Here is a 12,188-nt window from a genome sequence, read left to right as displayed (position 1 = left end):
AAATTAAAAAAATTAAAGAATTAATGCAACAACACAAGCAAAAAATCCGGAGTGAATTGCCAAAAACCTATACTCATGAATTAATCAATAATCTTTATAAACATCCCTATACAAAGATTGATTTTGTGATTGAAGATTGTCAAATTCATCGGAATACGGCAACTAAACGCCTGGAAGCTTTGGTAAAGCTAGGTATTTTGAATAAATTAAAAATTGGTAAAGAGAATTTTTACGTCAATATTGAGTTATATAACTTGTTAATGATGCAAGAGAAATAAGTATCAAAAATAACCGTATTTTGTCTTTTTTAGCATGGCCACTACAATTTCTATATTGTTTTATTTTTAAATTACCATGCGCTATTATTACACATTAATTAATCGCTATTGGCAGACCTTGAGCCATGAGCAAAAAACGGCTTTTATTGGATTTCTTGAGACATTGAGGGCAGAGTAGAAAGAACGGTGCTTTGATATCAAAAACTCCTTGCATAAACCGACTTTTTTCTTTAAAATTCACGCCACTTTTTTGCCGTATTCGGCAAGAATTTTCGGTTGCTCGACCGCAAAATTGCGGGGGCCTGCTTAAAATAAATAGAGGAATAAGACTATTAAAGCTGTAAAAAGAGTTCAGACGCAACGCCCGAATCGTATCAATGACGAGATCAAGGTGAAAGAAGTTCGCTTAATCGATGCCGATGGCGAACAGGCCGGGATTGTCGAGATTAAACAAGCATTGGAAATGGCGGAAGCCGCCGCTTTGGATCTTGTTGAAATCAGCCCGAATGCAGAACCGCCGGTGTGCCGGATTATGAATTACGGCAAGTTCCTTTATGAAAAGAGCAAAACGGCTAAAGAGCAAAAGAAAAAGCAAAAGGTTGTTCAGGTTAAGGAAATCAAATTCCGTCCTGGGACAGACGAAGGCGACTATCAGGTAAAACTACGCAGCCTGATTCGCTTTCTGGAAGATGGGGATAAAACCAAAATCACAATCCGTTTTCGCGGTCGTGAAATGGCCCATCAACAAATCGGGGCCGATGTGTTGGAACGTGTAAAAAACGATCTGGCCGAAATCGCTGTGGTGGAGTCCGCTCCATCAAAATTGGAAGGCCGTCAAATGGTGATGGTGCTTGCCCCTAAAAAGAAATAATTAGTGCCGACAAGTAATGAAAGTGCGGTTGTTTGACCGCACTTTCATTCGCCTGATTATCATGATTAATCATACAATGCGGAGTTAATCCAATTATGCCAAAAATCAAAACAGTACGCGGTGCTGCGAAGCGTTTCAAAAAAACAGCTTCCGGCGGTTTCAAGCGTAAACAATCTCACTTGCGTCATATTTTGACCAAGAAATCGACTAAACGTAAACGTCATTTACGCCACAAATCCATGGTAGCGAAAGCTGACCAAGTATTAGTGGTAGCCTGCTTGCCGTACGCATAGTTCATTTCATTCCAGTTAAAATAGATCAAAGGAGATCCCTATGGCCCGTGTAAAACGTGGTGTTGTTGCCAGAGCTCGTCATAAGAAAGTTCTTAAGGCTGCGAAAGGTTATTATGGTGCGCGCTCGCGCGTGTATCGCGTTGCTTTCCAAGCGGTTATCAAAGCCGGTCAATATGCTTACCGTGACCGTCGTCAACGTAAACGTCAATTCCGTCAATTGTGGATCGCGCGTATCAACGCGGCGGCTCGCCAAAACGGTTTGTCGTACAGCCGTTTTATCAACGGTTTGAAAAAAGCGTCTGTTGAAATCGATCGTAAGATCCTTGCCGACATTGCTGTATTCGACAAAGTGGCATTTGCCGCTCTGGTAGAAAAAGCAAAATCTGCTTTGGCTTAATCAGTTAAGTTAAAGTGAAAAAGAAGAGAGCTTCGGCTCTCTTTTTGTTTATATAAAAGTCGCTCCCTGTTGATATCTGCGGTTATTGGGCTTTATCCGCCATCGCAGTGATAAAAATTGCAATTGACCGCACTTTACTGGAAAATAGGACGACTTTACTTTATCAGAGGAATTATTATTATGAAAAAATGGATTGCCATTATTATTGTGGCGGTGATCGCCGGTGTAACCTTAATGAGCAGCTATAACGGATTGGTTCGTGCGGAAGAAGAGATCGATTCGGTATGGGCGAACGTGGAATCGTCTTACCAGCGTCGTGCGGATCTGATTCCTAATATTGTTAACACCGTACAAGGTCAGGCGAATTTTGAACGTGATACCTTGACCGGTGTTATCGAAGCGCGTGCTAAAGCCTCACAAACCAAGATTGATCCTGCCAATATGACACAGGAACAATTGAATCAGTTCCAACAAGAACAAAATTCGGTCGGTTCGGCATTATCTCGTTTGTTGGTGACTGTCGAGCGTTATCCTGAGCTGAAAGCCCATGAAGGGTTTATGAATCTGCAAGCGCAATTGGAAGGTACTGAAAATCGGATTAACAAGGCACGTAATGATTTCAATGCGGCGGCAAGAACCTATAACAGCTATGTTCGTCAGTTCCCGACTAAATTTGCCGCGATGATTTTCGGCTTTAAAGAAAAACCGTATTTCCAAGCGGCGGAAGGTTCGCAAAACGCACCGACAGTCAGCTTTAACTAAGATTCACTTGATAAAAGAGCGGTATCATTATGCCATTATTTGCAAAATCAGCCATTGATGCCACGTTGGTGGAAGCGGCGGTTCGGCAGTTGGAATTACAAACCTCAGCCGAAGTGCGGGTTTATATCGAGAAAAATGCCGAATTGAAAGGTTTAGCAGAAAGCGCTAATCCGATAGTCACGCGTGCAGAGCAGGTTTTCAGTCAATTGGAAATGGAAAAAACCGAGGCAAATAACGGTGTGTTGATCTATGTCGCATTGAAGCAACGCAGCTGTGCGGTGATTGGCGACAGCGGTATTAACCGCTTTGTCGCCGCCGACTTCTGGCAAGGTTGCTGTGATGTGATCACCGCACAAGCGGCGCAAGGAAACCTGACAAAAGGGATTATTGCGGCTTTGTATTTATTGGCAGAAAAATTATCACAGCATTTTCCGTATCAACAAGATGATGTTGATGAATTGCCAAATGAGGTGATAATCCGATGAACCGCACTTTTCGTAAACGGGCTTTAGATTCTATCCGTTGGTTATTAACCGCACTTTGCCTGTTTTTTAGTCTGAATGCGTTGTCTGTTGCTGCCACGGTCGAATTGCCGCCTTCCCCCAACCCGTTTCGTTATGTCAGCGATTACGCCAATGCCTTGAGCGCCGCCCAGCGCAGTGCGTTGGAAAGCAAGCTGGCAGCATACGGCACAGAAACCAGTTCGCAAATTGCCGTGGTGATTATGCCGACGATCGGTGATAACGAGATTGCCGAATTCTCTTTTGCGTTGGTCGACAAATGGGGAATTGGGCGCAAAGGCTTGAATAACGGCGTGTTGATGCTGATTGTGCTGAACGATCGCAAGATTTTTATTGCGCCGGGGCAAGGGCTGGAAGGCGCATTGCCGGATGCAATGTTGTCGCAATTGATTCGCAACGAAATTACACCGCACTTTAAACAAAATAATTATTATCAAGGCATTAATAACGGGCTTGATGCCATTATTGCCGCCAGTAAAGGCGAATATGAGCCGCAAGCCGTACAAAACGACGGCGAAATGGATTGGATTCCGCTGATTTTCGTGGTGATCTTTTTAATCTTTGTCTTTATGGGGCGGATGAATAATAATTATGTAACACCAAGCAATAATCATTACGGCAGAAACGGGCAGGTTATCGGTCGCCGCCGCACCTCGCGTAACGGGGGCTTTGGCGGCTTCGGCGGTGGTGGTTTTGGCGGCGGCTTCGGCGGAGGCGGTGGATTTGGCGGCGGCAGTTCCGGCGGGGGCGGTGCCGGCGGCAGCTGGTAACGGGAAAGAGGTAAATTGCGCACCTGTTATTGAGTTAAATCGATGCTGTGATACAATCGGCGCATTCTTTATTTTTGAGCAGGAATCCCCTGCTTTTTACTGAGGTTATCATGGAAACATTAGACAAAATCAAACAGCAAATCAGCGAAAATCCGATTCTTCTTTACATGAAAGGATCCCCTAAATTCCCGTCTTGCGGATTTTCGGCAAGAGCGGTTGAAGCCTTGATTCATTGTCAGGTTCCGTTCGGTTATGTTGATATTTTGCAAAATCCGGATATTCGCAGCGAACTGCCGAAATATGCCAACTGGCCTACATTTCCGCAATTGTGGGTTGAAGGCGAGCTGGTCGGCGGTTGTGACATCATTATGGAAATGTTTCAACAGGGAGAATTACAACCGATGTTGAAAGAGGTTGCCGCTAAACACGGCGAAGAAGAGCAGGCTTAATCCTTTAAACGCAGCCGTTTCACTACCTGAACCGCACTTTGCTTGATATTCAGACACAAAGTGCGGTTTTTATATTATAAATAAATCTTTACAATGGCCTTGCCTTGCCTTGCCTTGCCTTGCCTTGCCTTGCCTTGCCTTGCCTTGCCTTGCCTTGCCTTGCCTTGCCTTGCCTTGCTTTGCCTTTCTTTGCCTTTCTTTCTAAATCAAGTTGTTTTTTCAGTTAAAGTAATATTGTTAATATTTTCTGTTCATTTTTAAAGCGTTCGGATATAACATGGGGTGATTCGGTTGATCCGTTTTCAGCGGAAGCGATGAAAATTTTCAATGTAAAATAAAGGAATTAATGATGAAGAAATCCCATGATGTATTAAATGATCCGTTTTTGAACAAAGGCACCGCCTTTACACAGGAAGAACGCAAGCAATTGGGGCTGATTGGTTTATTGCCGCCTTGTATTCAAACCCTCGAAGAACAATCCGCTCAGGCTTATGACCAGTATCGGAAAAAAGATTCCGCTATTGAGAAACGTCATTTTTTGATGGAGATTTTTAATACTAACCGCACGCTGTTTTATGCACTGTTTAGCCGACATGTGGTTGAGTTTATGCCGATTGTGTATGACCCGACGATTGCCGAATCCATTGAACGCTATGATGAATTGTTTGTCGATCCGCAATACGCCGCCTACTTGTCGATTAATGAACCTGAAAATATCGAAACGATCCTGAAAAATGCAGCCAACGGCAGAGAGATTAAACTGATTGTGGCGACCGATGCCGAAGGGATTTTGGGGATTGGTGACTGGGGCGTGAACGGCGTGGATATTTCTGTCGGCAAATTGATGGTTTATACCGCCGCCGCAGGCATTGATCCGAGTAGTGTATTGCCGGTTGTGTTGGATGTGGGTACCAATCGTGAGCAATTGCTGCAAGATCCGCTCTATTTGGGCAATCGCCATCAGCGTGTGCGTGGTGATCGTTATTATGATTTCGTTGATCAATTTGTACAAAAAGCGGAAGCGTTGTTTCCGAAACTGTATTTGCATTGGGAAGATTTCGGACGTTCCAATGCCGCTAATATTTTGAATAAATACCGTGATCGCATTCCGACGTTTAACGATGATATTCAAGGCACCGGGATTATTTCTCTTGCCGGTATTTTGGGGGCGTTAAATATCTCCAAACAACAGATTACCGATCAGGTTTACATGTGTTTTGGCGCAGGCAGTGCCGGTGCCGGCATCACCAATCGCATTTATCAAGAGATGCTGCAACACGGGCTAAGCGAAGAAGAAGCGCGCGCCAAATTTTATATGGTTGATCTACAAGGCTTACTGTTTGATGATATGGCGGATTTAACGCCGGAACAGCGCCCGTTTGCCCGTAAGCGCTCAGAATTTCCCAACAGTCAGGAATTAACGACATTGGAAGCGGCGGTTAAAGCGGTTAAACCGACAATCTTGGTCGGTACATCAACCTGCGGCGGTGCGTTTACTGAAAGTATTGTCAAAAAAATGGCGGCGCATAGCGAGCGTCCGATTATTTTCCCGTTAAGCAACCCAACGGAATTGGCTGAAGCCACTGCGAAAGATCTGTTGACATGGACGGAAGGCCGTGCGCTGGTCGCAACGGGAATTCCAACCGATCCGGTCGAGTTTAACGGCGTCAGCTATGAAATCGGACAGGCTAACAATGCCTTGATTTATCCGGGATTAGGATTAGGTGTGTTGGCGTCGGCCGCGCGTATGTTGAACGATACTATGATATCCAAAGCGGCGCACTCCTTAGGCGGTTTAGTGGATCCGGACAAAGCGGGCGCTGCGGTATTGCCGCCGGTTGCCAAATTGCCTGAATTTTCACGCACGGTTGCACGCGGCGTGGCACAAAGTGCGGTCGATCAAAAATTGAATAAGCACCCGATTGCGGATATTGATCAAGCCATTGATGAACTGAAATGGGCACCGCAATACCGCACTTTGGTTGAATAACAGGAAAGGCTATGCAATTTCTCGCCTCAATCGAAAGTACCTTGCCGATTTTGTTTATCATCGCTTTGGGCTACGGTTTGCGTAAAAAAAGGTGGTTTGCCGACAGTTTCGGCGGCAATCTTTCCCGATTGATTTTGAATATTGCCTTGCCGGCCGGGATTTTTGTTTCTATCTTGAAATATTTGGATCGCGACAAGTTATTTTCATTATCCGACGGATTGCTGTATTTTGCCTTGGTGACGCTGCTGGCATATTTAATCGCCTTTCTGCTGGTCAAACTGTTAAATGTGCGGCGCGGTAGGCGTGGGGTATTTATCAATGTGATTGCCAATGCCAACACTATTTTTATCGGTTTGCCGTTAAACGTTGCACTATTTGGCGAAGGCAGTTTACCGTATTTTTTGGTGTGCTATCTGGTCAATACGCTATCGACTTGGACTATCGGCGCTTGGTTGATTGCCAACGATGATCCGACGCTTGATCCCGAGAGGCGGCAAGGCGGTTTTGACTGGAAAAAGCTGATTACCCCACCGATTACCGGTACGCTGTCGGCATTTGTTTTTCTGCTTGCCGATATACCGCTTCCCGCATTTATCAATTCGACGCTGGATTATGTCGGTGAGTTGGTAACGCCGCTGGCATTGCTGTACGTCGGGATTGTGCTGGCGGATGCCGGATTAAAAAATATGCATATTGATAAAGATGTCGCCGGCGCATTAATCGGGCGTTTTATTGTCGTACCGACATTGATGATTGGGCTGATTACTTTCGGCGGCGGCTTTTTGGGGGCGCTGCCGAGTGTTGAGGCACAGACGCTGATTGTTCAATCTGCCGTACCGGCACTGGCGGTATTGCCGATTCTGGCGCATGCAGCCAATGGTGATGTGGAATATGCCACCAATGTCGTGACCATCAGCACATTGCTGTTTATTATTGTGATTCCAATCGTCAATAGTTTACTGCTGGTTTAAGTCAGAAACTCTAGCATTGACCGCACGTTGAGTTTGCGTCAGCATGCGGTTTTTGTCGTCTTCAGCGGATAGTCGTCGGGAAAATATTTTTTACATACTTCCTGAATGATGGCAATCAATGCTAATTCCAACCGGCTGGGCGACAGTTTGTTGGAGGTTGCCATATACAAATGGCATGGCAGTACCGGATCGGTAATGGGAAGTGCGGTCAGCTGTCGGTTTGTCTGCCCCAATGCCAGTACCATCGGCAGTAGAATCGAATGTCCCATGCCGTCCATGACCAAATCCAAAATAAGCTCTTTGCTGTCAACTTCCAGCACAATATTCGGTTTTTTATGGCGCTTTGCCATTTCACTGTCTAATAATTGTCTGAACGTGTTGTTCTCGCTCGGAATAATGAGCGGAATGGTTTCCAGATCATTAGCGTTTATGCTGGTTTTATCGTCAAGCAGCGGATCATCTCTGCGGGTGATCAACATTAAGTGAACATTAATCAACAGCTCATAATCCAGTTCGGCGACAAATGACGGATTGTGTAAAAGCGCAATATTTAATCGGCCTAACTGTAACCGCTCTTGTAAATTGGAGGTCAGACCTTCGGTGACAATTAAGTTCGCATCAGGCAAACGCCGGCAAAATGTTTTGATAATATCGCGTGCAAATAATTTGGATAATGTCGGCGGAACGCCCAATGAAATAGTGCCGGTGATTTTCCCGTTACTTAAACTCATGTCTTCTTTAAGCGCCTCTATCTGCCCAAGAATGGTATAGCAATGTTTCAGCAAGAGATTGCCTGCCTCCGTCGTCTTCACCCCACGTCCGTGGCGAATCAGTAAATGCCGATGCAGCTTGACTTCCAACTGCCGGATTTGTCGGCTCAAGAGCGGTTGCGCGACATTAAGCTCATCTGCGGCACGCGTATAGCTGCCTAATTCGGCCACTTTCGTAAAGTAGACCAGCTGTCTTAAATTTATCATGATTTTTCCCGAGCGTTATTACATCTATTATTTTTGTTATAACTGATAGATATTCTATCAACTTTTTAATAGTTATCCGAGGGAATAGAATAGAAAAAAATCGGGAGGGAACAATGACAAAACAGACTTCAATTCCTTGTATGTTAATGCGGGGAGGCACTTCAAAAGGACCTTTTTTTCGTTTTGACGATTTGCCGCAGGATAATGAAATCCGAGATAACGTCCTGCTGGCAATAATGGGGTCGCCGGATAAACGGCAAATTGACGGTATAGGAGGCGCGCATTCTCTGACTAGCAAAGTCGGTCTGGTGCGCCGTAGTGAGCGAGACGGTACCGATCTGGAGTTTTTGTTTGCGCAGTTACAACCGGAAAAAGAAACGGTCGATACCAAACCGAATTGCGGCAATATGTTGGCGGCGGTGGTGCCTTTTGCACTGGAAAGCGGGTTAATTAAGGCGCAAGGCGATACGACAACGGCCAGAGTATTAACCCTGAATACCGGCATGTATGCCGATATTACCGTTCAGACGCCACACGGACATATCAGTTATGAAGGAGAAGCTAAAATTGATGGTGTGCCGGGCGGCAGTGCGGCTATCCAAATTCGGTTTTTGGATACCGAAGGGGCGGTATGCGGCAGTTTATTGCCGACCGGTAATCGACGTGATGTTTTTGAAATAGCGGATTTCGGCACGGTCGAAGCGACTTGTATCGACAATGGTATGCCAATGGTGCTGATTCGTGCGGATCAGGTACAACGGAGTGCCTATGAAGATGTTGAAGAATTAAATGTCGATGATGTGTTAAAAATCCGCTTGGAAAAATTGCGCCTGCAAGCCGGCTTGAAAATGGGATTGGGTGATGTGACAGAGAAAAATTATCCCAAAATGTGTTTGCTTAACAAGCCGATTAACGGTGGCGATATTCATACGCGCTGCTTTATTCCGCATATTTGCCATGATGCAATCGGGGTGTTGGCGGCGGTAACCGTTGCCACAGCCTGTGTTTTACCGGGAACGGTAGTTGATGAGTTTTCCGCGGTGAAATCGAGTGAACAAGTCAATTTTTCGGTGGAACACCCAAGCGGAGAATTCAGTGTGGTTTTGGGCATGAAAGCAGGGCGGGTAGAAAGTGCGGCTTTACTGCGCACCGCCCGTTTATTAATGAAAGGAGATGTGATGATTTCAAATAACATTTGGCAGCAGGGAGGCGAATGATGAGTTTGGTTATCGATTGCCACGGGCATTACACGACCGCACCGACAGCCTTAGAAACGTGGCGTAAAAAGCAAATCGCCGGGATTACCAATCCCTCGGAAATGCCGAAAGTATCCGATTTAAAAATCAGTGATGACGAGCTGAGAGAATCGATTGAGCAGAACCAGCTTAAATTGATGAAGCAGCGCGGTGCAGACATAACGATTTTTTCACCGCGCGCCAGTTTTATGGCTCATCATATCGGTGATCAGCAAATTTCAGCTACTTGGGCATCTATTTGTAATGAATTGTGTTATCGGGTCGCACAACTGTTTCCCGATCATTTTGTTCCGGTTGCCATGCTGCCTCAATCGCCCGGTGTACCGACCGAAACCTGTCTTGCGGAAATTGATCGCTGTGTCAACGAATATGGCAATGTCGGTATCAATTTAAATCCGGATCCTTCCGGCGGAAATTGGACATCGCCGCCATTAACTGATGCTTACTGGTATCCGATTTATGAAAAAATGATCGAATACGATATTCCGGCCATGATCCATGTCAGCACCAGTTGCAATTGTTGTTTTCATACCACCGGCGCACATTATTTGAATGCGGACACCACCAGTTTTATGCAGTGCTTGCAAGGCGATCTTTTTAAGGATTTCCCCGATTTGCGCTTTATTATCCCGCATGGCGGCGGTGCGGTGCCGTATCATTGGGGGCGCTTTCGTGGTCTGGCAATGATGCTGAAAAAACCGATCTTGGAAGCGCATTTGCTTAATAACATTTTCTTTGATACCTGTGTTTATCATCAACCCGGTATTGATTTATTACTGGATGTCATTCCGCATAAAAACGTGTTATTCGCTTCGGAAATGATTGGTGCGGTGCGTGATATCGATCCCCACACCGGTTTTTATTTTGATGATACCAAACGTTACATTGAAGCCGGTGGATTGAGCGAGCGGCAAAAACATCAAATTTATGAAGAAAATGCTCGGCGGGTATTTCCTCGCCTGGATCGACAATTAAAAGCTAAAGGGTTGTAGCCATGACTGAAGTACGGATTAATCAATTGGGTGTTGTAAAACGCAATATCGTGCGAGCCGACAAAAGTGCGGTAGAAAAACTGGCAAAATTCGGTGTTGCGACCATTCATGAAGCCATGGGAAGAACCGGATTAATGCGGCCGTATATCCGCCCCGTTTATTCCCGAGCCAAACTGTGCGGCACCGCAGTAACCGCACTTTTACAACCCGGTGATAACTGGATGCTGCATGTTGCGGCAGAACAGATTCAGCCGGGCGATGTTATAGTGGCCGGTTGCACGTCCGATTCAAGCGACGGCTTTTTTGGCGAGCTACTGGCGACTTCATTTCGGGCGCAAGGTGGGAGAGGGCTGATTATTGACGGCGGCGTCAGAGATGTCGATGCCTTGCGGCAGATGGATTTTCCGGTATTCAGTAAAGCGATTTCGTCAAAAGGCACGATTAAAGCTACCCCGGGTTCGGTTAATGTTCCGCTTATTTGTGCCGGCATAGTAGTTTATCCCGGAGACGTTGTGATTGCGGATATTGACGGCGTAGTCGTGGTTCCGGCCGAAAAAGCGCACGAGATCGCCGATAGCGCGGAAAAGCGTGAAGCAAATGAAGTTGATAAGCGTGTGCAATTTGAACAAGGGATACTCGGGCTGGATTTATATGATATGCGCCAAAAATTGGCGCAAGCCGGTTTGAAATATATTGATTAGGAGAAAATATGAAATTTGACGTAACGCCGGGGTGGCTGCCTTTCTATCCGACGCCATCAAAACCAACATTAATATTACCGCAGGGTGCGGTTGACGCACATTGCCATGTATTTGGGCCGGGAGCGCGTTTTCCTTATGCGCCCGAACGCAAATATACCCCTTGCGATGCCCCCAAAGAAAAACTGTTTGCCTTGCGTGATTTGTTGGGTTTTGAACGTAATGTGATTGTTCAGGCTACTTGCCACGGTGCAGATAATCGAGCTTTAGTGGATGCGTTGCAGGCGGCAGAGGGAAGAGCCCGGGGAATTGTGACGGTAAAACGAGATGTCACCGATCAAGAATTGAAGCGTTTGGATGCGGGCGGCGTCAGAGGCGTCCGCTTTAATTTTGTCAAGCGTCTGGTTGATTTTACGCCGAAAGAAGAATTGATGGAAATTGCCGCGCGAATTGCCCCGCTGGGTTGGCATATTGTGGTCTATTTTGAGGCGGCCGATTTAGCGGAATTATGGGATTTTTTCACTCGGTTACCGACGATTGTCGTGGTCGATCATATGGGTCGTCCTGATGTGAGTAAATCGGTAACGGGAGAGGAATTCAATTTATTTATCAAATTAATGAAAGCGCATCCGAATATATGGAGCAAAGTATCTTGCCCCGAACGATTAAGCAAAACCGGGCCAAAAGCGCTCGACGGCGAACAACATGCTTATACGGATGTCGTGCCTTTCGCCCGACGTTTGATACGGGAATTTCCAGACAGAGTATTATTCGGTACTGATTGGCCGCACCCGAACTTGAAAGATCATATGCCGGATGACGGATTATTGGTGGATTATATTGCGCAAATTGCACCGACGGAACAATTACGAAAAAAACTATTGGTAGATAATCCGATGCGGCTTTATTGGCCGGAAGAAAAATACGAAAGCAATCAGAAATAAGCGTGATTTTTTTATATAT

The 12,188-nt window shown here is 45.8% G+C and carries 14 protein-coding genes and 1 pseudogene; 14 read left to right on the top strand and 1 reads right to left on the bottom strand.

Annotation, left to right across the window (positions count from 1 at the left end; all coding sequences use genetic code 11):
* The 10 genes and pseudogenes from OA57_RS04220 to OA57_RS04175 form a co-directional block, all read left to right on the top strand.
* Window positions 1–278: pseudogene (locus OA57_RS04220) on the top strand (Fic family protein); the annotation flags it as partial.
* Window positions 279–609: 331 nt separating this feature from the next.
* Window positions 610–1,149 (top strand): translation initiation factor IF-3, encoded by a 540-nt coding sequence (gene infC / locus OA57_RS04215; protein WP_084589865.1) that lies wholly within the window; start codon window positions 610–612, stop codon window positions 1,147–1,149.
* Between the two features lie 95 nt (window positions 1,150–1,244).
* Window positions 1,245–1,442: a 50S ribosomal protein L35 gene (rpmI, locus tag OA57_RS04210; RefSeq protein WP_034613912.1), complete on the top strand. Its 198-nt coding sequence runs from the start codon at window positions 1,245–1,247 to the stop codon at window positions 1,440–1,442.
* A 40-nt stretch (window positions 1,443–1,482) separates the two neighbouring features.
* Entirely contained in the window at window positions 1,483–1,839 is a 357-nt protein-coding gene (gene rplT / locus OA57_RS04205; protein ID WP_034613910.1) for a 50S ribosomal protein L20, read from the top strand.
* Window positions 1,840–2,019: 180 nt separating this feature from the next.
* Window positions 2,020–2,601 (top strand): LemA family protein, encoded by a 582-nt coding sequence (locus tag OA57_RS04200; protein ID WP_034613908.1) that lies wholly within the window; start codon window positions 2,020–2,022, stop codon window positions 2,599–2,601.
* 29 nt (window positions 2,602–2,630) lie between these two features.
* On the top strand, window positions 2,631–3,086 hold the full coding sequence (locus OA57_RS04195; protein WP_034613906.1) for a TPM domain-containing protein: 456 nt from the start codon (window positions 2,631–2,633) through the stop codon (window positions 3,084–3,086).
* Entirely contained in the window at window positions 3,083–3,892 is an 810-nt protein-coding gene (locus tag OA57_RS04190; RefSeq protein WP_052122363.1) for a TPM domain-containing protein, read from the top strand. The genes OA57_RS04195 and OA57_RS04190 overlap by 4 nt, the downstream gene beginning before the upstream one ends.
* Before the next feature lie 110 nt (window positions 3,893–4,002).
* A complete protein-coding gene (grxD, locus tag OA57_RS04185) occupies window positions 4,003–4,341 on the top strand; it encodes a Grx4 family monothiol glutaredoxin (protein WP_034613904.1) in 339 nt (112 codons plus the stop codon).
* A 346-nt stretch (window positions 4,342–4,687) separates the two neighbouring features.
* The gene (locus OA57_RS04180) at window positions 4,688–6,331 is read left to right on the top strand and encodes a malolactic enzyme (RefSeq protein ID WP_034613903.1); all 1,644 of its coding nucleotides are present in this window, start codon (window positions 4,688–4,690) and stop codon (window positions 6,329–6,331) included.
* Between the two features lie 11 nt (window positions 6,332–6,342).
* Window positions 6,343–7,302: an AEC family transporter gene (locus tag OA57_RS04175; RefSeq protein ID WP_034613901.1), complete on the top strand. Its 960-nt coding sequence runs from the start codon at window positions 6,343–6,345 to the stop codon at window positions 7,300–7,302.
* A gap of 38 nt (window positions 7,303–7,340) precedes the next feature.
* Here the strand turns inward: OA57_RS04175 and OA57_RS04170 are convergent, their stop codons facing one another.
* A complete protein-coding gene (locus OA57_RS04170; RefSeq protein WP_034613900.1) occupies window positions 7,341–8,279 on the bottom strand; it encodes a LysR family transcriptional regulator in 939 nt (312 codons plus the stop codon).
* A 113-nt stretch (window positions 8,280–8,392) separates the two neighbouring features.
* Here OA57_RS04170 and OA57_RS04165 point away from each other — a divergent pair, with 113 nt between their 5' ends.
* The 4 genes from OA57_RS04165 to OA57_RS04150 are packed head-to-tail and all read left to right on the top strand — an operon-like array spanning window position 8,393 to window position 12,169.
* Window positions 8,393–9,496 (top strand): 4-oxalomesaconate tautomerase, encoded by a 1,104-nt coding sequence (locus OA57_RS04165; RefSeq protein WP_034613898.1) that lies wholly within the window; start codon window positions 8,393–8,395, stop codon window positions 9,494–9,496.
* Window positions 9,493–10,527, top strand: a complete 1,035-nt coding sequence (locus OA57_RS04160; protein ID WP_235424626.1) for an amidohydrolase family protein — start codon at window positions 9,493–9,495, stop codon at window positions 10,525–10,527. Before OA57_RS04165 ends, OA57_RS04160 begins: the two co-directional genes overlap by 4 nt.
* Window positions 10,528–10,529: 2 nt before the next feature.
* On the top strand, window positions 10,530–11,228 hold the full coding sequence (gene ligK, locus OA57_RS04155; protein ID WP_034613895.1) for a 4-carboxy-4-hydroxy-2-oxoadipate aldolase/oxaloacetate decarboxylase: 699 nt from the start codon (window positions 10,530–10,532) through the stop codon (window positions 11,226–11,228).
* Window positions 11,229–11,236: 8 nt separating this feature from the next.
* A complete protein-coding gene (locus OA57_RS04150) occupies window positions 11,237–12,169 on the top strand; it encodes an amidohydrolase family protein (RefSeq protein ID WP_034613893.1) in 933 nt (310 codons plus the stop codon).
* Window positions 12,170–12,188 lie beyond the last annotated feature (19 nt).

The organism is Chelonobacter oris (assembly GCF_000772535.1).
In the GTDB taxonomy this organism is placed as follows: Bacteria; Pseudomonadota; Gammaproteobacteria; order Enterobacterales; family Pasteurellaceae; genus Chelonobacter; species Chelonobacter oris.
The sequence above is the reverse complement of the archived record's forward strand: the minus strand, read 5'-3'. Positions and strand labels throughout refer to the sequence as shown.